Source organism: Crenobacter intestini (genome assembly GCF_004919095.1).
GTDB classification, from domain to species: Bacteria; Pseudomonadota; Gammaproteobacteria; order Burkholderiales; family Chromobacteriaceae; genus Craterilacuibacter; species Craterilacuibacter intestini.
Genome location: NZ_STGJ01000029.1, coordinates 1 through 22,046 on the forward strand (window position 1 = coordinate 1; position 22,046 = coordinate 22,046).

General features: G+C 64.8%; 17 protein-coding genes and 1 tRNA gene. 8 read left to right on the forward strand and 10 right to left on the reverse strand.

Annotated elements, in window-relative coordinates:
* Positions 1-71: 71 nt before the first annotated feature.
* Complete coding sequence (locus tag E5K04_RS16090) at positions 72-557, reverse strand: hypothetical protein (RefSeq protein ID WP_136555865.1); 486 nt, start codon at positions 555-557, stop codon at positions 72-74.
* A 162-nt stretch (positions 558-719) separates the two neighbouring features.
* Here E5K04_RS16090 and clpB point away from each other — a divergent pair, with 162 nt between their 5' ends.
* A complete protein-coding gene (gene clpB, locus E5K04_RS16095; protein WP_136555866.1) occupies positions 720-3,296 on the forward strand; it encodes an ATP-dependent chaperone ClpB in 2,577 nt (858 codons plus the stop codon).
* 62 nt (positions 3,297-3,358) lie between these two features.
* Here the strand turns inward: clpB and E5K04_RS16100 are convergent, their stop codons facing one another.
* Positions 3,359-4,732, reverse strand: coding sequence for a peptide MFS transporter (locus E5K04_RS16100; protein ID WP_136555867.1), 1,374 nt, complete (start codon positions 4,730-4,732; stop codon positions 3,359-3,361).
* Positions 4,733-5,182: 450 nt separating this feature from the next.
* On the opposite strand from E5K04_RS16100, the gene E5K04_RS16105 reads away from it, so the two are divergent.
* A complete protein-coding gene (locus E5K04_RS16105; protein WP_136555868.1) occupies positions 5,183-6,571 on the forward strand; it encodes a tryptophanase in 1,389 nt (462 codons plus the stop codon).
* Between the two features lie 58 nt (positions 6,572-6,629).
* Here the strand turns inward: E5K04_RS16105 and E5K04_RS16110 are convergent, their stop codons facing one another.
* The 7 genes from E5K04_RS16110 to ccoN form a co-directional block, all read right to left on the reverse strand.
* A complete protein-coding gene (locus E5K04_RS16110; protein WP_136555869.1) occupies positions 6,630-7,019 on the reverse strand; it encodes a YbaY family lipoprotein in 390 nt (129 codons plus the stop codon).
* Positions 7,016-7,540 (reverse strand): FixH family protein, encoded by a 525-nt coding sequence (locus E5K04_RS16115; RefSeq protein ID WP_136555870.1) that lies wholly within the window; start codon positions 7,538-7,540, stop codon positions 7,016-7,018. Before E5K04_RS16115 ends, E5K04_RS16110 begins: the two co-directional genes overlap by 4 nt.
* A 3-nt stretch (positions 7,541-7,543) precedes the next feature.
* Complete coding sequence (gene ccoG, locus E5K04_RS16120; protein WP_136555871.1) at positions 7,544-8,980, reverse strand: cytochrome c oxidase accessory protein CcoG; 1,437 nt, start codon at positions 8,978-8,980, stop codon at positions 7,544-7,546.
* Between the two features lie 155 nt (positions 8,981-9,135).
* On the reverse strand, positions 9,136-10,041 hold the full coding sequence (gene ccoP, locus E5K04_RS16125; protein WP_136555872.1) for a cytochrome-c oxidase, cbb3-type subunit III: 906 nt from the start codon (positions 10,039-10,041) through the stop codon (positions 9,136-9,138).
* Positions 10,038-10,229, reverse strand: coding sequence for a cbb3-type cytochrome oxidase subunit 3 (locus tag E5K04_RS16130; RefSeq protein WP_136555873.1), 192 nt, complete (start codon positions 10,227-10,229; stop codon positions 10,038-10,040). Before E5K04_RS16130 ends, ccoP begins: the two co-directional genes overlap by 4 nt.
* Before the next feature lies 1 nt (position 10,230).
* The gene (gene ccoO / locus E5K04_RS16135) at positions 10,231-10,845 is read right to left on the reverse strand and encodes a cytochrome-c oxidase, cbb3-type subunit II (RefSeq protein ID WP_136555874.1); all 615 of its coding nucleotides are present in this window, start codon (positions 10,843-10,845) and stop codon (positions 10,231-10,233) included.
* A gap of 14 nt (positions 10,846-10,859) precedes the next feature.
* Positions 10,860-12,284 carry a cytochrome-c oxidase, cbb3-type subunit I gene (ccoN, locus tag E5K04_RS16140; RefSeq protein ID WP_136555875.1) on the reverse strand — a complete coding sequence of 475 codons (1,425 nt, stop codon included), beginning with the start codon at positions 12,282-12,284 and terminating at the stop codon, positions 10,860-10,862.
* A 400-nt stretch (positions 12,285-12,684) separates the two neighbouring features.
* On the opposite strand from ccoN, the gene E5K04_RS16145 reads away from it, so the two are divergent.
* The 5 genes from E5K04_RS16145 (at position 12,685) to E5K04_RS16165 (ending at position 19,039) form a co-directional block, all read left to right on the forward strand.
* The gene (locus E5K04_RS16145; protein WP_136555876.1) at positions 12,685-14,472 is read left to right on the forward strand and encodes a M61 family metallopeptidase; all 1,788 of its coding nucleotides are present in this window, start codon (positions 12,685-12,687) and stop codon (positions 14,470-14,472) included.
* Positions 14,473-14,488: 16 nt separating this feature from the next.
* The gene (gene pepN / locus E5K04_RS16150) at positions 14,489-17,125 is read left to right on the forward strand and encodes an aminopeptidase N (protein WP_136555877.1); all 2,637 of its coding nucleotides are present in this window, start codon (positions 14,489-14,491) and stop codon (positions 17,123-17,125) included.
* 67 nt (positions 17,126-17,192) lie between these two features.
* Positions 17,193-18,101, forward strand: a complete 909-nt coding sequence (locus tag E5K04_RS16155) for a DMT family transporter (protein ID WP_136555878.1) — start codon at positions 17,193-17,195, stop codon at positions 18,099-18,101.
* Between the two features lie 53 nt (positions 18,102-18,154).
* A tRNA-Ser gene (locus E5K04_RS16160) sits at positions 18,155-18,244 on the forward strand.
* 132 nt (positions 18,245-18,376) lie between these two features.
* The gene (locus E5K04_RS16165) at positions 18,377-19,039 is read left to right on the forward strand and encodes a response regulator transcription factor (protein WP_136555879.1); all 663 of its coding nucleotides are present in this window, start codon (positions 18,377-18,379) and stop codon (positions 19,037-19,039) included.
* On the opposite strand, the gene E5K04_RS16170 is transcribed toward E5K04_RS16165, so the two are convergent.
* Entirely contained in the window at positions 19,006-21,051 is a 2,046-nt protein-coding gene (locus E5K04_RS16170) for a sensor histidine kinase (protein ID WP_136555880.1), read from the reverse strand. The genes E5K04_RS16165 and E5K04_RS16170 overlap by 34 nt on opposite strands.
* 132 nt (positions 21,052-21,183) lie before the next feature.
* On the opposite strand from E5K04_RS16170, the gene E5K04_RS16175 reads away from it, so the two are divergent.
* Positions 21,184-22,046 (forward strand): alanine-zipper protein (locus E5K04_RS16175; protein ID WP_235844409.1); only part of this gene is annotated, 863 nt, incomplete at its 3' end.

The following is a 22,046-nucleotide window of genomic DNA, read 5'->3' on the forward strand; positions in this document are numbered from 1 at the left end:
AGGACACCGCCAGACGCCCCATCCGCAGACCCCCAGCTCAATGAGCTGGGGGTTTTGCTTTGTAGGCATGCTCAGAATTGCCAGCGCAGGTTGACGCTTGTGACGGCGACGTCACCCTGCAGGCCGCCGACCTGGCCTTTTGGGATGTAGGCAAGCTCGAGTGCCAGCGGTCCGTAGCCAAGCGTCGCCAGCGGCAATGCGGCAAAGCCGTCGATTCCCGAGCCGTGCAGATAGCCTGCCAGCACGACCACCCCCACTTCCCAGTGCCCGCCCAGCGGCCATGTCCTGCGCCAGCCTGCTGCCATGAACGCGGCAGTCTCGTCGTAGGAGTCGCGGTACACGCCGGCGCGTACCAGCGGCATGCCTCCGGCCAGCAATGATTGATCCCAGCCCCATTCGATGCCTGCGCCCGGGTTGAACGATTCGAACTGGCAGCGGTACTTGCGGGTGTCGCAACCGCTGTGATGCGAGGCACCGAACAACAGTAATGCAGGGGACGCCAGCAGTTGGCCGGAAAGCGCCAATGCTGGGACCAGCAAGAGTGTGCGGATTGTCATCTGGCTTTCCTTGCACGCGAGGTTTTCAGCATAGAAGTTAATTTTCGGTTGGCCTTGAAAATTAAGGAATTGAAGGGGTGAGTTTTGTCAAGGGTGCGCTCTTGAAAATGCAGGTTTGTCGCCCAAGATGTGAAGACATCCATTCGTTTTGGGGAAGAATTCATGCGTTTTGACAAATTGACGACCAAGTTCCAGCAGGCCCTGGCGGATGCGCAGAGCCTGGCGCTGGGTTTCGATGCCGGCTTTATCGAACCGGTGCACCTGTTGCAGGCGATGCTCGACGACGCGGATGGCGGGGTGACCGGGCTGTTGCAGCGTGCCGGCGTCAACGTCGCCGCCTTGCGCGGCAGCGTGAGCCAGGCGGTGGAGCGCCAGCCGAAGGTCGAAGGGACGGGGGGCGAGATTACCGTTTCGCGCGACCTTGGCAACCTGCTTAACCTGGCGGACAAGGCTGCGATCAAGCGCGGCGACGACTTTATCGCCAGCGAGATGTTCCTCCTGGCGCTGCTAGACGACAAGGGTGAGGCGGGGCGACTGTTCAAGCAGGCGGGCGCCGGCAAAGCGGCGCTGGAAGCCGCGATCAGCGCGGTGCGCGGCGGCGAGAGTGTCGCCAGCCAGGACGCCGAGAGCCAGCGCGAGGCCTTGAAGAAGTACACGCTCGACCTGACCGAGCGCGCCCGTGCCGGCAAGCTCGACCCGGTGATCGGCCGGGATGACGAGATCCGCCGCGCGATCCAGGTGCTGCAGCGGCGTACCAAGAACAACCCGGTGCTGATCGGCGAGCCGGGGGTCGGCAAGACGGCCATCGTCGAGGGCCTGGCGCAGCGCATCGTCAACGGCGAGGTGCCGGACAGCCTCAGGCACAAGAAACTGCTGGTGCTCGACCTGGCTGCGCTGCTTGCCGGCGCCAAGTTCCGCGGCGAGTTCGAGGAACGCCTGAAGGCGGTGCTGACCGACCTTGCCAAGGACGAAGGCAACACCATCGTCTTCATCGACGAGATCCATACCCTGGTCGGCGCCGGCAAGGCCGACGGCGCGATGGACGCGGGCAACATGCTGAAGCCCGCCCTGGCGCGCGGCGAACTGCACTGCATGGGCGCGACCACGCTCGACGAGTACCGCAAGTATATCGAGAAGGACGCCGCGCTCGAGCGCCGTTTCCAGAAGGTGCTGGTCGACGAGCCTAGCGTGGAGGACACCATCGCGATCCTGCGCGGCCTGAAGGAGAAGTACGAGATCCACCACGGCGTCGACATCACCGACCCGGCGATCGTCGCTGCGGCCGAGCTGTCGCACCGCTACATCACCGACCGCTTCCTGCCGGACAAGGCGATCGACCTGATCGACGAGGCGGCCTCCCGCATCAAGATGGAACTGGACTCCAAGCCGGAGGAAATGGACAAGCTTGACCGCCGACTGATCCAGCTGAAGATCGAGCGCGAAGCGGTGAAGAAGGAGGACGACGAGGCCTCGCAGAAACGCTTGGCCTTGATCGAAGAAGAGATCGAACGCCTGTCCAAGGAGTACTCGGACCTCGACGAGATCTGGAAGGCCGAGAAGGCGTCCCAGCAGGGCAGCCAGAGCATCAAGGAAGAAATCGACCGCCTGAAGGTCGAAATGGAGGAGCTCAAGCGCAAGGGTGACTGGCAGAAGCTGGCCGAACTGCAGTACGGCAAGCTGCCGCAACTGGAGGCGCAACTGACGGCGGCTGAAGCGCATAGCGACCAGGCGGTCGAAGGCCACCGTCTGCTGCGTACCGAGGTAGGGACCGAAGAGATCGCCGAGGTGATCAGCCGCATGACCGGCATCCCGGTGTCCAAGATGCTGACCGGCGAGCGAGAAAAGCTGCTGCACATGGAAGACATGCTGCACGAGCGGGTGGTCGGCCAGCACGAGGCGGTCGTCGCCGTCGCCGACGCGATCCGCCGCAGCCGTTCGGGTCTTGCCGACCCGAACAAGCCTTATGGCTCCTTCCTGTTTCTGGGGCCGACTGGCGTGGGCAAGACCGAGCTTTGCAAGACGCTGGCCGGCTTCTTGTTCGACAGCGAGGATCACCTGATCCGCATCGACATGTCCGAGTATATGGAGAAGCATTCGGTCGCCCGTCTGATCGGCGCGCCGCCGGGCTACGTCGGTTACGAAGAGGGCGGTTACCTGACCGAGCAGGTGCGGCGCAAGCCTTACAGCGTGATCCTGCTCGACGAAGTCGAGAAGGCGCATCCCGACGTGTTCAACATCCTGCTGCAGGTGCTGGACGACGGTCGCCTGACCGACGGGCAGGGGCGGACGGTGGACTTCAAGAACACGGTCGTCGTGATGACGTCGAATATCGGCAGCCAGCAGATCCAGATGATGCAGAGCGACGATTACCAGGTGATCAAGCTTGCGGTGATGGCCGAGGTGAAGACGCATTTCCGGCCGGAGTTCGTCAACCGCATCGACGAGGTGGTGGTGTTCCACGCGCTGGACGAGGCGAATATCAAGTCGATCGCGCGCATCCAGCTCAAGGGCCTCGAGGCGCGGCTGGCCAAGCTCGACCTTGAGCTGCAGGTGACCGACGCGGCGCTGACGCAACTGTCGGAAGCCGGTTTCGACCCAGTGTACGGCGCGCGTCCGCTCAAGCGCGCGATCCAGTCCGAACTGGAGAACCCGCTGGCCAAGGCCATCCTCGCCGGGCGCTATCCGCCGAAGGCGACGGTGCTGGTCGACGAGAAGGACGGCAAGCTGGTCTTCGAGTAAGGCGTGTATGTCAGCAAAAACGCCACGGCAATGCCGTGGCGTTTTTTGTGGGCGCCAACGCTTTAGTTGATGCCGTGCATCATCTTCTTCAGCGTGCTGGAGAGCGCGAACAGGATGGCGGCGGCGGCACCGGCCATGAACACGAACAGCATGAAGAAGTCGTGCAGGTTGCTGACCGTGTAACCGAGCAGCTCGGGGCTGGGCATGCCCGGCTCCGGGTAGAGTTCGGATAGCATGCCGGCGAACTTGTTGGCGGCCGCGTTGGACAGGAACCAGATCCCCATCATCAGGCTGGTCAGGCGGGCAGGCGAGAGCTTGACCACCAGCGACAGGCCGATCGGCGACAGGCACAGCTCGCCGAAGGTGTGCAGCATGTAGAGGCTGACCAACCACATCATGCTGACCTTGGTGTCGGCGGTCACGCCTTCGACGCCGAACGCGATGACCAGGTAGCCGACCGCGAGGAACAGCAGGCCGATCGCCATCTTCATCGGCGAGTTCGGCTCGGCGCCACGGTTGCCGAGCTTGGTCCAGATCCAGGCGAAGATCGGCGCGAAGATCACCACCGACAGCGGGTTGATCGACTGGAAGTAGGAGGCCGGGATGGTGAAGCCTAGCAGGTCACGGTTGGTCTGCTCGGACGCGAAGAAGGTCAGCGAGGCACCGGCCTGCTCGAAGGCGGACCAGAAGAAGATCACAAAGGCGGACAGGATCAGGATCACCGCCAGGCGCTGCTTCTCGACGTGGGTCAGCGGCTCGTGGGCGATCTTGTTGCCGGAGGCGTCGACCTTGGCCTGCGGCGGCATGCCGATCGGCTTGCCGGCCGGGTCGACCAGATGCTTGTTCTTGAACAGCAAGAACAGCACCAGCGAGAACAGCATGCCGACGCCGGCGGCGAAGAAGCCCCACTTGAAGTCGTCCGGGTTGCCGGTGTCGCCCAGCGTACCGCAGATCAGCGGCGCGATCAGCGAGCCTGCGTTGATGCCCATGTAGAAGATGGTGAATGCCGAGTCGACACGCTTGTCGCCGACCGGGTAGAGCTGGCCGACCATGGACGAGATGTTCGGCTTGAACAGGCCGTTACCGGCGATCAACAGCCCCAGCCCGCCGTACAGGAACGGCGTCGCGGTGGCAGCGTCGGCGTGGAACAGGCCGGAGGTGAACATCATGAACTGGCCGGCGGCCATCAGGAGCGCACCGACGATGATGGAGCGGCGGTTGCCCCAGTAGCGGTCGGAAATATAGCCGCCCAGCAGCGGGGCCATATAGACGAGGCCGGTGAACGAACCGTAGATCTCGGACGCCTGCACCTTGTCGTACATCAGCGCGTTCACCATGAAGAGGGCGAACAGCGCGCGCATGCCATAGTAGCTGAAACGTTCCCACATCTCTGTGGCGAACAGGAGGTAAAGCCCCCTTGGATGTTGAAGCTGCATTGTTGGTCCTTTTCTCACACCCTTGATTTTTTGTATTTCGTCGCGGTCCAGCCACGATCGTGTCAATAGAGTTAACCCTTTTTGGGCGCCCAGTTCAATAGAAAATAAGCAAATACCTAAATAGGGTGGGTATATGTCGCCTTTATGAATTTTTTCACCCAAATGTGCTGTGCAGAAGACAACACCGCGTGTTCTGTGCTTTGATGCTGTCTGGGCTCGCCCAAGCAGCCTGACTCATATATAGATGAAACCCGCCAAGGAACTGTCATGAACCGCGCCGCAAGCTTGTCCCGCAGGCAGCCGGCAGGCCGCCTCGCACCGAGCTGGGTCACGCTCGACCCCATGCTGGCGGATGACTTTCCCCGCGGCTGATCCCTCCTGACGGCCATCCGGCCATCTTGCCCCATTGCAATGACCGTCGCCGCATCGTGCGCGCGGCAAGGAGAGATCATGTCCAGACGCATCCCCGAACCCTTCCGCATCAAGATGGTCGAGCCGATCCGGCAGACCACCGCAGAGTACCGTCAGGCCAGGCTCGCCGAGGCTGGCTGGAACCCCTTCCTGCTCGACGCGGAAGACGTCTATATCGACCTGCTGACCGACTCCGGTACCGGTGCGATGTCAGACAGGCAATGGGCCGGCCTGATGATGGGCGACGAAGCCTACGCCGGCAGCCGCAACTACCGTTACCTGGAGGCGACGGTGGCGGAGCAGTTCGGCTACCCGTACACCATTCCTACCCACCAGGGACGCGGGGCCGAGCAGATCCTGTTTCCGGAGCTGGTTGCACGCTGTCGCGGGGCGCGCCCGCTTTTCGTGTCGAATTACCACTTCGACACGACCAAGGCGCATGTCGAGCTTTCCGGTGCGCGTGCCGTCAACGTGCTCGACGCGCGGGCATTCGACACCACCATGCCGTACGACTGGAAGGGCAATTTCGACTTGCCGAAGCTTGAGGCGCTGCTGGACGCAGAGGGGGACAACGTCGCCGCGCTGATCGTGACCGTCACCTGTAACAGCGCCGGCGGCCAGCCGGTGGCGATGGACAATATCCGCGCAGCGAGCACCCTCGCACGTGCACGCGGCGTGCCGGTGGTGATCGACGCCGCGCGCTTCGCCGAGAACGCGTGGTTCATCCGCGAGCGCGATCCGGCGTACCGGGGGGAGGGCATTGCAGCCATCGTGCGCGAAATGTTCTCTTACGGCGACATGTTCACCATGTCGGCGAAGAAGGACGCGCTCGTCAATATCGGCGGGCTGTGCTGCTTCAGGGAGGACGAGGCGCTGTTTCGGGCGGTGCGCGTGCGCTGCGTGCCGATGGAAGGGTTTGTCACCTACGGAGGCCTCGCCGGGCGTGACATGGAGGCGCTCGCCATCGGCCTGCGCGAGGGGATGGACGAGGCTTATCTCGACTACCGCATCGGGCAGGTCGCGTATCTGGGCGAGCGCCTTGCCGCGGCCGGTGTGCCGATCCAGACGCCGACCGGCGGGCACGCGGTGTTTGTCGACGCGAAGAAGATGCTGCCGCATGTGCCGGCCGGGCAATTCCCCGCGCACGCGCTTGCCTGCGCGCTCTATCTGGAGGGCGGCATCCGCGCGGTCGAGATCGGCTCCTTGCTGCTCGGGCGCAACCCGCAAACGGGGCAGCAGGAAGACAGCCCGTTCGAGCTGATGCGGCTGACCATCCCGCGCCGCGTCTACACCAACGACCACATGGACTACATCGCCGACTGCCTCGCAAGCGTACTGGCGCGCACGGATCAGGTGCGCGGGCTCGTGTTCGAATACGAGCCGCCCATCCTGCGCCACTTCACTGCCCGCTTGAAGCCAGCCTTGTAAGCGGTTCCGCCAAAGAAAACGCCCCGCAGCGCGGGGCGTTTGTCGTGGCAGGGGAGGGTCAGCCGCCGCGCACCGTGCTGACACGGACCCGTACCGGCTCGGTGGCCGGCAGCGCCAGCGGCTGCGGTTCTGGCGTCGCCATCATCAGCTGGTTGTCGACCCACAGCTTGGCGTCGAGCCTGAGGTTGCCGCTGGTGCGCGCGTCGTAGCGCAGGGTAAACGGGATCGGCACGCCGGCCGGCTGCTCGATCAGCGTCTCGGCAAGCACTGCCGGCGCCGGGCCGTTGACGTCGAGCAGCCTGACTTCGACGCGGCTCTTCGCCGGCGGCAGCGCGATCCTCTCCAGGTAGTAGACCTCGCCCTTGAGCTGGGCGGCATGATAGGGCGCGGTGCTCGCGCATGCCGTGAGCCCCGCGCACAGGATGAGGGGAAGCAGCCGTCGCATCATTGTTCGACCGCCTCCAGCTTGGGCGTACCCAGCAGCACCGCGTTACCCTCGGACGGCCGCCACTCGCCCTGCACCCGCCATTGCCCGGACGTGTCCTCGAGGCGCAGGTACCAGTGGTTCGCGTTGTGCGGCTTGATCGTGCCCACATAGCGGCCCGCGCCTTGCGCGCGCAGCTCGATGGTCTGGTCGAAGCTCTCGCTCGCAGGGTGCATCAGGCGCAACAGCAGCGGGCCTTCCAGCGGCGCTTTGCTCGACGCGGTGACGCTGACGGTCTTCATGTCGGGCGAGACCAGTACCTGCGCGGTCAGCCCCATCTGGGCGGCGTGCTCGTCGCGCACCAGCTGCATGTTGATTTCCTTGCCCTGCTTGTAGTAGTCGTCGCTGACCATGCCGTCGAAGGTGCTGGCGGCCAGGTAGAAGGTGATGAAGCCGGCGACCACCACCACCGCGGGGCCGGCGATCAGGCCGAGCACCCAAGGCTCCTTGTACCAAGGGCGCGCCGCGCCGGTACTCGTTTGCATGCATTATTCTCCGATGAAACTCGATTTCTCTTCGATCTCGAAATGGTTTTCGCCGACCGATTTCACTTCGAACTCGATCTTGTGGCTGCCCTTGGGCGCGGATTCAGGCGGCGCCTGCACGCGCACGCCGATCAGCTCGTTGGCCAGCGGCGGCAGCACGATCTCGTCCTTGTCGGCGAGCAGACGGATGTCCGGCAAGCCTTCGACCGACAGCTTGAGGCGCTGTTCCTCGTCGGTGACGTTGATCAGGCGGATACTGTAGCTGTTTTCCAGAAGACCGTCGTCGGTCTCGCGTACCAGCGAGGCGCGGTCGCGGATGATATCGACCTTCAGCGGTGCGCGCATCGACAGCGAAACCAGCGCGCTGATGAGCACCAGGGCGAGCACCAGCGTGTACATCACCACGCGCGGGCGCTTCAGGCGGGAGAGGATGGCCGACTCGGGGTACTTGCCCTCGAGCGCGGCCTCGGTCGTGTAGCGGATCAGGCCGCGCGGGCTGCCGACCTTGTCCATCACCTCGTCGCAGATGTCGATGCACGCGGCGCAGCCGATGCACTCGTACTGCAGGCCGTCGCGGATGTCGATGCCGACCGGGCAGACATGGATGCACTGCTTGCAGTCGATACACTCGCCAAGGCCGGCCGCCTTGGCGTCGGTACCTTTCTTGCGCGCGCCGCGCGGCTCGCCGCGGACCGCGTCGTACGAGATGATCAGCGTGTCTTCGTCGAACATCACGCTCTGGAAGCGGGCGTACGGACACATGTACTTGCACACCTGCTCGCGCAGGCGGTTGGCCAGCAGGTAGGTGAAGCCGGCGTAGAAGAAGATCCAGAAAGTTTCCCACGGGCCGAAGGAGAAGGTCGGCAGCGCGTCGGTCAGCTCGCGGATGGGCGTGAACCAGCCGACCAGCGTGAAGCCGGTGACGAGGCTGAACGCGACCATCAGCGTTTCCTTGGTCGCCTTGATGCGGAACTTGCGCGCGCTCATGCCTTCCTTGTCGAGCTTGAGGCGGGCGTTGCGGTCGCCCTCGACCCAGTGCTCGATCCACAGCATGATCTCGGTGTATACGGTTTGCGGGCATGCGTAGCCGCACCACAGGCGTCCGGCGATGGTCGTCCACACGAATAGGCCGAAGGCGGCGGCCATCAGGAAAGCGGCGAGGTAGACGAAGTCCTGCGGCCAGATGGTCAGCCCGAAGATGTAGAACTTGCGGTTGACCATGTCCCACAGCACGGCCTGGCGGCCGTTCCATTGCAGCCACGGCGTCGCGAAAAATACGAGCTGGGTGGCCAGAATGAACAGGATCCGCCACTTGGCGAACACGCCGCTGACGCTCTTGGGGTAGATCTTCTTGTGCGCGGCGTACAGCGACTGCAGTTCGGGTTCCTTGGGCTTGACCGGCTCCACCTTGATCGGGATCTTCTTGAGTTCGTCTGACATCGGGGTCTGCTTCCAGTGAGAAGGTTTCGCAAAGCACGCCGCTGGGACGCGCTTTGCGCAAGCTTCTCCTGCTGACCTTGCGTTCAGTATACCGTCATGTAAATTGAAAGGCCGAAAAAAGACTGCCCGCGTGGGCGGGCAGTCCCTGTTTTGGCTTACTGCGCCTTCGGGTTGTTCGACAGGCTCCACACGTACGCGGTCAGCACGTGCACCTTGTCGTCACCGAGGAAGTCCTTCCATGCCGGCATCTGGTTCTGGCGACCGTTGGTGATGGTCTCGATAATGGTCTTCTCGGTACCACCGTACAGCCAGGTGTTGTCGGTCAGGTTCGGTGCGCCCAGCGCCTGGTTGCCCTTGCCGTCCGGGCCGTGGCAGGCCGCGCAAACTGCCGCGAAGGTCTCCTTGCCGCGGGCGGCGCGGTCGGCGTCGTGCTTCTTGCCGGAGAGCGACATCACGAAGTTGGCAGTGTCCTTGACCTTCTCTTCACCGAAGGCGGCACCCCAAGCCGGCATTTGGCCATGGCGGCCGGCGGCGATGGTGGTGTGGATAGTGTCGATCTGACCACCCCACAGCCAGTCGTTGTCGGTCAGGTTCGGGAAGCCCTTGGCGCCGCGCGCATCAGAGCCGTGGCACTGGATGCAGTAGGTCTGGAACAGGCGCTTGCCCATTTCCTGCGCCTGTGGGTCGGCCGCGACCGCCTTCACGTCCATCGACTTGTACTTGGCGTACAGCGGCTCGTACTTGGCTTGCGCCTGCTCCACTTCTTCCTTGTACTGGCCAACGCTTGACCAGTTGCGCACGCCCTTGAAGTTGCCGAGGCCGGGGTAGAGGACCAGGTAGCCGATGCCGAAGGCGATGGTCAGGTAGAACATCCACATCCACCAGCGCGGCAGCGGGTTGTTGTACTCCTCGAGGTCGTCGTCCCAGCGGTGGCCGGTAGTGTCCTCGGATTCGCCCGGCTTGTTGACCTTGGCCTTGGACTGCGTGAACAGCACCAGGGTGACCCCCAGGATGCCGACGACCACGATGAACGTGACCCAGTTGCTCCAGAAATTGCTCATTGCTTGGCTCCATTGGAAGCGCGCTCCGGTGCTTGGCCGGACGCGTATTCGTCGTCCATGAAGGGCAGCATGGCCGCCTCCTCATAGCGCTGTTTGGACTTTTTGCCGTATGCGCCCAGCAAGATCACGATGAACGATGCAAAGCACAGCACCGTGAACATCGAGCGCGCAAAGTTGGTCCAGTCCATGTCAGCGCACGTTCTTCAGCGCAAGACCGAGGCCCTGCAGGTAGGCGATCAGCGCGTCCATCTCGGACTTGCCTTCGACTTCGGCCTTGGCGCCGGCGATCTGCTCGTCGGTGTAAGGCACGCCGACCTTGCGCAGCGCTTCCATCTTGGCCGGGACGATCTCGGCGTCGGCCAGGTTGCGCGCGAGCCACGGGAAGCCCGGCATGTTGGACTCCGGAACCACGTCACGCGGGTTGATCAGGTGCACGCGGTGCCATTCGTCCGAGTAGCGGCCGCCGACACGGGCGAGGTCCGGGCCGGTACGCTTGGAGCCCCACTGGAACGGGTGGTCGTACACTGACTCGCCGGCGACCGAGTAGTGGCCGTAGCGCTCGGTTTCCGCGCGGAACGGGCGGATCATCTGCGAGTGGCAGTTGTAGCAGCCTTCGCGGATGTAGATGTCACGGCCGGCCAGCTGCAGCGCGGTGTAGGGCTTGACGCCCTTGATCGGCTCCGTGGTTTGCTTCATGAACATCAGCGGCACGATCTCGACCAGCATCGCGATACTGATGGTCAGGAAGGTGAATACGATCAGGTAGCCGACTTTTTCTTCGATCAGTTTCTGGATCTTTTCCATGATGCGTCCTTGCCTCAGTGAGCTTGGGCGGTGACAGCCGGGATCTTGGCGTCAACCGGGCGACCAGCGGTCGCGGTGCGGAACACGTTGTAAGCCATCAGGCACATGCCGCCGAGGTAGAGGAGACCGCCGAGCAGGCGCACGAAGTGGTACGGGTAGGTGACCTTGACCACTTCGGCGAACGAGTAGGTCAGGGTGCCGTCCGGGTTCAGTGCGCGCCACATCAGGCCCTGCATCACGCCGGAGATCCACAGCGCGGCGATGTAGAGCACGACGCCGACGGTGGCCATCCAGAAGTGCGCTTCGATCAGCTTGGTGCTGTACATCGCGTCACGGCCGAACAGGCGCGGGATCAGGTAGTAGATCGAACCGATGGTGATGAAGCCCACCCAGCCCAGCGCGCCGGAGTGCACGTGGCCGACGGTCCAGTCGGTGTAGTGGGACAGCGCGTTGACGGTCTTGATCGACATCATCGGGCCTTCGAAGGTCGACATGCCGTAGAACGACAGCGACACCACGAGGAACTTCAGGATCGGGTCGGTACGCAGTTTGTGCCATGCGCCGGACAGGGTCATGATGCCGTTGATCATGCCGCCCCAGGACGGCGCCAGCAGGATCAGCGAGAACACCATGCCGAGCGACTGGGTCCAGTCAGGCAGCGCGGTGTAGTGCAGGTGGTGCGGGCCGGCCCACATATAGGTGAAGATCAGCGCCCAGAAGTGCACCACCGACAGGCGGTAGGAGTACACCGGACGGCCGGCCTGCTTCGGTACGAAGTAGTACATCATGCCCAGGAAGGCGGCGGTCAGGAAGAAGCCCACCGCGTTGTGGCCGTACCACCATTGCACCATCGCGTCGACGGCACCGGCGTACACCGAGTACGACTTCCACATGGAGACCGGGATTTCCATGCTGTTGACGATGTGCAGCAGCGCAACCGCCAGGATGAACGCACCGTAGAACCAGTTGGCCACGTAGATGTGCTTGACCTTGCGGATGGCGATGGTGCCGAAGAACACGATCGCGTAGACGACCCAAGTGATGGCGATCAGGATGTCGATCGGCCACTCGAGCTCGGCGTATTCCTTGCCGGTGGTGATCCCCAGCGGCAGGGTGATGGCGGCGAGCACGATGATCAGCTGCCACGCCCAGAAGGTGAAGGCGGCCAGCTTGTCGGAGATCAGGCGCACGTTGCAGGTACGCTGGACCACGTAGTAGGAGGTGGCGAACAGCGCACAGCCACCGAAGGCGAAGATCACGGCGTTGGTGTGCAGCGGGCGCAGCCGGCCGAAGTGCAGCCAGGGACCGATGTTCAGGTCTGGCCATACCAGCTGGGCCGCAATGATTACGCCTACCAGCATGCCGACGATACCCCACACGACGGTCATGACGGCAAACTGGCGCACCACCTTATAGTTGTAAGTGGATTGCGTTTCCATTAACGATTCTCCAAGGTTGCGAACTAAAATGTATCTCTGGTGTCATCGTTTGAACCGGAACAGGATTCCGATTTGTTAGCGATGCCGCCACATGGGGTCTGTGCCCCGATCGTGACCGCTTTTTCCGCCCGGTCAAAGTTATGGTGACTGAGGGCATGACATCCCTCTTTATCAGCACGTCATTCTATCGAATCGGCTGGATTACAGCCAGACCGGTTTGTGCGGCGCGGTAGCCCCAGTCTCGCGGAGGGTGGGCTCGCAAGTGCCCGCCGACCCATGGACTTACCGTGAATTTTATTGTCATATCAGGTCGAGAATTTGACCTGGATCAACGGAAAGCTGATGCATTCGGAACTTCCGACCGTTTGCACCGCTTTCCCTGCCGGAAAGACCGTTCCCGATGAAATCTCCTGTCCGTTACCGCATTGCCGTCGCCTCCGCCGAGGCGCATCTCTTTGACGTCCGCATGCAGGTCGATGCGGCAGCGCCGCAGGGCCATCTGCTGCGCCTGCCGGCGTGGATCCCGGGCAGTTACATGATCCGTGATTTTTCACGCCACATTGTCCGCATCGAGGCGAGCTGCGACGGGCAGCCGGTCGTGCTGACCAAGCTCGACAAGGACAGCTGGCAGGCCGCGCCGACCGACGGGCCGCTCGAAGTGCGCTACGAGGTCTACGCGTACGATTTGTCGGTGCGCGGCGCCTACCTCGACGCCACGCGCGGCTTCTTCAACCCGAGCAGCCTGTGCCTGTACGCCGAGGGGCTGCAGCACTGCGCGCATGAAGTCGACGTGCGTGCGCCCAAGGCCTCCGCACTGCGCGCCTGGCGCCTGGCGTGCGCGCTTAACGCGGTCAAGGTCGACAAGGCAGGCTTCGGCCGCTACCTGGCCAAGGATTACGACGCGCTGATCGACCACCCGTTCGAGCTGGGTGACTTCGAGGAAGTCAGCTTCAAGGCGTGCGGCGTGCCGCACCGGCTGGTGCTCAGCGGCCGGCACCACCACGCCGACCTCAAGCGGCTCGCGCGCGACGCCAAGCAAATCTGCGAGTACCAGATCCGCCTGTTCGGCAAGCCGGCGCCGTTCGAGCACTACCTGTTCCTGCTCTACGTCGGCGGCGGCATTTACGGCGGGCTCGAGCACCGCAACAGCACCGCGCTGATGGCCGACCGCGACGACCTGCCCAAGCTGGGCGACGACGGCTTGTCCGACGGCTACCTGCAACTGCTGGGCCTGATCAGCCACGAGTACTTCCACAACTGGAACGTCAAGCGGATCAAGCCGGCCGCCTTCGTGCCGTACGACCTCACGCGCGAGAACCATACCCGCTTGCTGTGGGCGTTCGAGGGCGTGACCTCGTACTACGACGACCTGACGCTGCTGCGCGCCGGGCTGATCGACGCGCCGCGCTATCTTGGGCTGCTCGCGCGTACGGTCACCTCGGTGCTGCGCGGCAGCGGCCGCCTGAAGCAGACGCTGGAGGCGTCGAGCTTCGACGCGTGGACCAAGTACTACAAGCAGGACGAGAACAGCCCGAACGCGATCGTCAGCTACTACGCGAAGGGCGCGCTGGCCGCGCTCGCGCTCGACCTGACCATCCGCCGCGACAGCGACGGCCGCCATTCGCTCGACGACGTGATGCGCGCGCTGTGGTTACGCGAACGCGAAGCGGGGCAGGGCATCGGCGAGGACGAGTGGGAGGCGATCGCGAGCGGGACGACCGGGCTGCCGCTGGCCGGCTTCTTCGAGCAGGCGCTGCGCAGCACCTCGGATTTGCCCTTGGCCGAGCTCCTGGTCACGCAGGGGGTGACGCTGCAACTGGTGGCCGCCGCCAGCGGCGCGGACCGCGGCGGCGTCGAGACCCGCGCCGCAAAGTCGGGCGCGCGGGTCACGCTCGGCGTAAAATGCGCGCCGGAAGCGTCGGGCGTTCGCCTTATGCAGGTGTTCGACGACGGGGCGGCGCAGCGTGCGGGGCTCTCCGGCGGCGACGTGATGGTCGCGCTGGACGGCCTACGCCTCACCGACCTCGAGCGGGCGCTTGCCGGCCGCGCGGCCGGCGAGGTGGTCGCCGTGCACGCGTTCCGCCGTGACGAACTGATGCGTTTCGATGTCGAGCTGCAGGCGGCGCCGGAAGACACTTGCTACCTCGCGCTGGCCGACGCCGGCTGCGCGTGGCTGCAACAGCAATGAAAAGCGGGAGACAAAGATGACCAGCCAGAAAACGACCAAATACCGCAAGGACTACCAGGCGCCGGCCTTCTCGATCGACAAGGTCGACCTGACCTTCGATATCGGCGAGACGCTCACCCGGGTGCACGCGCGCCTGGTGATGCGCGCGCTTGGCGCCGCCGGGCAGACGCTGCGCCTGGACGGCTCGGCAAAACTGATCTCGCTGACGCTGGACGGCGAGCGGCTGGACGCCACGCGTTACCGGCAGGGCGAGGAATGCCTCGAGATCGACGCGGTGCCGGACGGCTTCATCCTCGAAGTGGAGACCGAGATCGACCCGGCGGCCAATACCAGCCTGATGGGGCTGTACGCCTCCGGCGGCAACCTGTTCACCCAGTGCGAGCCCGAGGGCTTCCGCAAGATCACCTACTCCCTCGACCGCCCGGACGTGATGTCGAAGTTCACCACGACCATCATCGCCGACAAGCAGACCTTCCCGGTGTTGCTCTCCAACGGCAACAAGGTCGGCGAGGGGATGACCGACAAGAAGCGGCACTGGGTGAAGTGGGTTGACCCGTACAAGAAGCCGGCTTACCTGTTCGCGCTGGTCGCGGGCAAGCTCTCGGCGCTGAAGGACAGCTTCGTGACCCGCTCCGGCCGCAAGGTGGCGCTGGAGATCTGGACCGAGCCGGCCGACCTCGACAAGTCGCAGCACGCGATGGCGTCGCTGAATAAGTCGATGCGCTGGGACGAGACCCGTTTCGGCCTCGAGTACGACCTCGACATCTACATGATCGTCGCGGTCGGCGACTTCAACATGGGGGCGATGGAGAACAAGGGCCTCAACATCTTCAACACCAAGTACGTGCTGGCGCGCCAGGACACCGCGACAGACGCCGACTTCGACGGCGTGGAGAGCGTGATCGGCCACGAGTACTTCCATAACTGGACCGGCAACCGCGTGACCTGCCGCGACTGGTTCCAGCTGTCGCTGAAGGAAGGCCTGACCGTGTTCCGCGACCAGGAATTCTCCGCCGACATGGGCAGCCGTGCGGTCAAGCGCATCGAGGACGTGAAGGCGCTGCGCGCGCTGCAGTTCCCCGAGGATGCCGGCCCGACCGCACACCCGATCCGGCCGGACGCCTACATCGAGATGAACAACTTCTACACCATGACGGTGTACGAGAAGGGCGCCGAGGTGGTGCGCATGTACCACACGCTGCTGGGCGAAGAGGGCTTCCAGAAGGGCATGGCGCTCTACTTCAAGCGCCACGACGGCCAGGCGGTCACCTGCGACGACTTCCGCGCGGCAATGGCCGACGCCAACGGCGTCGACCTCACCCAGTTCGCGCTGTGGTACAGCCAGGCCGGCACCCCGCTGCTCAAGGTCGCGCTCGAACACGACGCGGTGCGTGCCGAGGTGGTGCTGACCATCGAGCAGAGCGTACCGCCGACGCCGGGGCAGACCGACAAGCAGCCGCTGCACATCCCGTTCGCGATGGCGCTGATCGGCCGCGACGGCAAGCCCTTGCCGCTGGTGCTGGAAGGCGAGGCGCCGGGCGACGGCAGCGACGCCGGTTCGGTCAGCCGCGTGCTCGAAGTGCGCCGCGCGCGCGAGGTGTTCCGCTTTGGCGGCATCGCGCACAAGCCGGTGCCTTCGCTGCTGCGCGGCTTCTCGGCGCCGGTGCGCCTCGACTACGACTGGCGCGACGACGAGCTGGCCTTCCTGATGGCGCACGACGGCGACACCTTCAGCCGCTGGGAGGCGTCGCAGGAGTTGGCGCGGCGCATCCTGATGCGCGCGGTGGCCGACCTGGCCGCCGACCGTCAGCGTGTGCTGTCGCAGACCTTCGTCGACGCAGTCGGCGCCGTGCTCGCCAACCAGCGGCTCGACCCGGCGTTTCGCGCGCTGATGCTGACCCTGCCGTCCGAGGCCGACCTGATCGAGCTTATCGACGCCGCCGACCCCGCGCTGATCTGCCGCGCGCGCCTGGGTGTGCTGAACGAGCTCGCGCAGCAGTTGCGCGGCCAGTGGCGCGAGGCATTCGACCTGAACCAGACCCGCGGCGCGGAAGTGGCCGACGCCGGCAAGCGCGCGCTGAAGAACGTCGCGCTCGCCATGCTGTGCCGGCTGCCGGACGTGTGGCCGCTGGAAGGGGCGCGCAAGCAGTACGAGACGGCGGATAACATGACTGATACCATGGGCTCGCTTAATGCGCTGCGCGACCGCGGTTGCGACGCGCGCGAGCACTGTCTCGCCGACTTCGCGCGGCGCTGGCAGCACGATGCGCTGGTGATGGACAAGTACTTCACCCTGGTCGCGGCGAGCCATCTGCCGGACACCCTGGCGGCGGTCGAGGCCGCGCTCGTCCACCCGGCGTTCTCGCTGAAGAACCCGAACAAGGCGCGCAGCCTGCTCGGCACCTTCGGGCGCAACGTCGCGGCCTTCCATGCCGCGGACGGCGCCGGCTACCGCTTCCTCGCCGACCAGGTGCTCGCGATCGACGCGTTCAATCCGCAGGTGGCGAGCCGGCTGGTGCAGGCGTTCAACCGCTGGCGCCGTATCGAGCCGGTGCGCGGCGCGCTGATGCAGGGCGAACTCAAGCGCATCCTCGCGCACCAGGGCTTGTCGGCCGACGTGTACGAGATCGTATCCAAGAACCTCGAGGCATGAACCTGCCGTGCCGCAAGGCACGGCCAAGCAGAGGCGGGGGCTGCCCCGCCTCTTGGTTTTTCAGTAAATGAACAAGACGTACTCCCTGTCCGGCGTGTTGACGCTGGCTTTTCTGTGGCTGGTGTGGGGCGGCAACTGGATTGTCACCAAGCTTGGCCTTGCCTATGCCAGTGCCGCGCAACTGGGGCTGATGCGCACCGTGCTGGCGGTGCTCACCCTCGGCCTGATCATGTTTTTCACGCACCGGCCGTTCAAGCCGACGCCCTTCGTGCCGACCTTCCTGCTCGGGCTCACGCAGACGGCGGGCTTCGTGCTGCTGACCAACCTCGCGCTGGTCGCCGGCGGCGCCGGCAAGGTGTCGGTGCTGTGCTACACCATGCCGTTCTGGACGCTCCTGATGGCGCGGCTGTGGCTGGGCGAGCGGCTCTCCCGCCTGCAGTGGCTGGCGGTCGGCCTGGCCTTCGCGGGTCTCATCGCCATCCTCGAGCCGAGGAACCTCACCGGTGGCTGGCTTTCCGACCTGCTGGCGGTCGGCGGGGGGCTGGTGTGGGCGGCCGCTGCGATCATCGCCAAGCGCCTGCGCATCCGCCACCGCGTCGACACGCTGGGGCTGACCTTCTGGCAGATGCTGTACGGCGCGGTCCCGCTGGTGCTGTTGCTGCCGCTGTTTCCGGCGGCGGCGCCGGTGCGCTGGTCGCCCGAACTCGCCGCGGTGCTGGTGTTCTCCGGCGTGCTCGCCGGGGGCCTGGGCTGGCTTGCCTGGATGCTGCTGTTGAGCAAACTGTCGGCCGGCATGGCCGGCCTCAATATCCTGGCGATCCCGGCGGTGGCGGTGCTGCTCGCGTGGGCGACCTTCGGCGAGACGCCGACGCACGCCGAGGCTTTCGGCATGGCGCTGGTCGCGCTCGCGCTGACCTTGCTCGCCGCGCTGACCTTGTGGAAGGAAACCAAGGTGCAGCCTGTCAAAAATCTATAGAAAGGTGTTGACGGACCCGCAGGGCGCGGTTATAGTGGCGCCTCACTGATCGCGGAGAGATGCCGGAGAGGCTAAACGGCCCTGACTCGAAATCAGTGGGCGGCGTATGCCGCACGTGGGTTCGAATCCCACTCTCTCCGCCAGTACCAACATCAAAGCCCTGACGCGTCAGGGCTTTTTTGTCGTCTGCACGCACCATGTCAATGGTGTATCTTGGGCACTGCGTCGCAGCGCCCGGGCGCGGCCTTGTCCATCCATCCTGCGGATCCACTGCCATGCATCGACTGTTACTCCTGGAAGACGAACCGGACCTGCAAGAGGAGCTGGCCGATTTCCTGCGCGCGCGCTGCTGGCAGGTGCTGGCCGCGTCGACGATCGCCGAGGCCGAGGCGCTCAGCGGGCAGGCCGCGATGGCGGTGTGCGACGTGATGCTGCCCGACGGCAGCGGTTTCGACTTTGCCGCGCGCCTGCGCGCGCGCTCGGCAGGGTGCGGCATCGTGATGCTGACCGCGCGCGGCGCGACGCAGGACGTGGTCGCCGGCCTGCAGGGCGGCGCCGACCATTACCTGGTCAAGCCGGTCAACCTGCTGCAGCTGGACGCGACCTTGCAGGCGTTGTCGAGGCGGGTGGGGTTGGCGAACTGGCGGCTGGAACGCGCCAGCCGCGGCTTGTGCGCGCCGGGCTTGCCGCCGTTCGAGCTGTCTGCCGGCGAGTGGTCATTGCTGGAAGTGCTGGCGGCGGCGGGAGGCGAGCCTGTCAGCCGCCGCGCGATCGTCGAGGCGCAGGGGCACGGCTGGCTGGACTACGACCAGCGCCGGCTGGATACCCAGATCAGCCGCCTGCGTCAGCGCTGGCGCGAGCACGCCGGGGGCGAATTGCCGCTGAAGACGGTGCACGGCGCCGGTTACGCGCTGACGGTCTCCGTCGCGCTGGGCTGAGCTTCGGCGGTACGCCTTGGCAGGCGCAGGCAGGCGCGGCAGCCGCCACCTTCCTGGTTGTCCACACTCAGGCTGCCGCCTTGCCAGGCGAGCATCTGCCGCGCCAGCGGCAGGCCCTGGCCGCTGCCCGCGTGGCGGGCGGATTCGCTGCCGCGAAAGCCGTGCTCGAACAGGCGGGGCAATTCGTCGGGGCGGATGCCCGGCCCGTTGTCGCGGATGCACAGCAATAGCGTGTCGCCTTCGAGCTGGCCCCCCAACCGGATTTCGCAGCCGGGTGGCGTGTACTTGACCGCATTGTCCGTCAGCGTGCGCAGCGCGAGTGTGGTCAGCGCCGGGTCACACACCCAGATGTCGGGCAGCTTGCCGGTATCGACCACGATGCGGTGGGTGTCGCTGACGATGGCGGCCGAGCGTGCGGCGTCTTCCAGCAATGCGGCGGGCGAACACTCGATGGCCTCGACGCGCTGGCGCGCGAGGGTGAAGCGGGTGTCGCTCAGCGCGTCGTGCAGCAGCAGCGTCAGCCGCTGGCTGGCGGCCAGGATCTTCTGGTAGCGCTGACGGGTGCGCTCGCCCACCGCTTGCGCGTCCCCCGTGCCCAATAGCAGGTTTTGCGCGGCGCTGTCGATCACCGCCAGCGGGGTGCGCAGCTCGTGCGACACCGTCGCCAGGAACTGCTGCTGCTGTTGCTGCGCGCGCCGCTCGAGCAGCAGCGCACCCTCCACCTGTTCCATCGCCTCTTTCAGCGCCTCGGTGCGCTCGGCCACCTGTTGCTCCAGCCGCTGTTCGGCCTCGCGCGCGACGCGCAACGCTTCGGCCTGGGCGGCTTCCTTTTCCGCGCGGAGGTCGGTGTAACGCCAGGTCACCACCGAGTGCATGATCAGGAAGAAGGCCATCATCCCCAGATAATGCGCGTTGTCCACCAGCCAGCCCGGCTCGACCAGGCCGGTGTTGCGTGCCAAGCGGACCCCGATGCCGCCCAGGAACAGCACTTGCACCAGCGCCAGCGGACGCGCGAAGCAGTTGCCCTGCACCAGTTGCCAGAGCGAGGCCAGCAGCAGCAACAGGTTGGCCGACAGTGCCCACAGCAGGTAGGCCGGGCGCAGCCAGCTTATGTTGCTCCAGATCAGCCACGGCGCCGTGATCAGCGCGATGGCCGCGGCCAGCCAGGTCGCCCCCAGCGCCGCGCGGCGCCAGCGCCCGGCGTACAGGCCCAGGTAATGGCAGGAGAACAGCATGCCCAGCGGGGTCGCGCCAAACCAGCTGACCACGTACAGCGCGTCGCTCAGCCGTGGCTGGTCCGGCAGCAGGTACTGGTAGGCATGCCCCTCGGCGCACAGGGTGCTGATGAGGTTGGCAAGCACGCATAGCCCGAACAGCGCGAAGGTCAGGTTCCTGGTGCGCAGCCAGAACCACGTGCTGCTCACCAGCAGCACCAGGTGGATCGCGTAGAACACGCCGAACAACAACTGCTCGCGGCCCGCCGACGACATGAATGAAGACGGCGTGTGCAGCGCCCACGGGAAACTGAGCGTGCTGGTACTTTCCAGCCTCAGGTAGACAGTGGCCGGCTGGCCGTTTTGCCAGTTCACGCGGAATACCGGTTGGCGGTAGTTCAGCGTGTGCGCGGCGAGTGGAATCCGGTCGCCCGCGCGCTGCACCTGCCAGTGCCCGTCGGCCCCCTGCTGGTAGAACGCCACGTTGTCGAGCAGGGACGAGCGCAGCTCCAGCCAGCCGTAGTGCTCGCCGCGCAAGGCGGGTAGCTGCAGCCGCAGCCAGGTGGCACCGGCGCGGTAGCCGAGCGCTGGCTGGCCGCTGGCCTCTTTGAAAGACGCCCGGGCGGCGTCGTGGATGGACAGCGCGCCTTGCGGGTCGGCCAGTTGCGCCCAGCATAGGGGGGCGGGGGCGGCTTGTGCGGCGAGCGAGGGGGTGAGCAGGCATAGTGCCAGCAGCATGGCGTGGCAGAGCGAGCGCCAGTGCAGGGGGCGGGGGGCGGTTACGATCGGGGTGCGCATGTAAGAATTGGTAAGGTCTGCAGCTGTTTCCTATTGATATTATCGCGTCATTTCATGGTTCCGGCTTGTGATTGTGTGCAGCGCGCACGCTGGCGCCAGATGACCTGACGCAAAAGACAAAGGAAAAACTGCATGCAACTCAAACAAATGACCGTACTGGTCTCCCTCGCCCTGTCCTCGGCGGCGTGGGCAGGTGATGGTATCGAGCTATTTCCCAACAGATATCTGGCAAACACTTTCAGTCCGAGTGATATCGCAATTGGGGGGGGGAGCCAAGCTACTAATTCGGACAACTTGACCCCACTGCCTGAGGCTCCATCTGGGAATATCGCCATTGGCTCGAATGCGAAGGCGCTCAGCTACGACTACGGCTACTTTGCTGGATTCTCCATTGCCATCGGTAATAACGCATATGCGAATGAAGGCGGCCTGGCTTTCGGGCGCAATGCCATGGCTGAAGTGTCAAGCATTGCGCTGGGCGACTGGGCCAAAGCATCTTCTAATAGCGTTGCCTTGGGTGTTGGCGCGGAGGCGTTTAATGGTTCGGTCGCGATTGGCTACGGGTCTCTCGCATTCGATACAAATGTGGTTTCGTTCGGCAACACTACCACCAGGCGTCGTCTGACCAATATTGCCGACGGCATCGAAGATAGTGACGCGGTCAGCATGAATCAGTTCAAGGCCTTGCAAACCAAGGTTGACGGCTTGGCGAGTGGAGGCAGCGGCTCTTCTTCGACTGATCTGGAGGCTTTGACGAATCGGGTTACCCAAGCGGAAACTGATGTGAGAGCTGCGCAGTCGACGGCAAACGTGGCGCAGCAAGACGCTGGATACGCCAAGGCGCTCGCCAACGGCGCGCAGGAGGCGGCTGACCGAGCCCACGAATCGGCTCTTGATGCGAATAGGAATGCCACCACCGCGCAGTCGACCGCCAACGACGCCAAGAACACAGCTAATAACGCAGCCACCGCAGCAGGTGCTGCGCAGTCGACGGC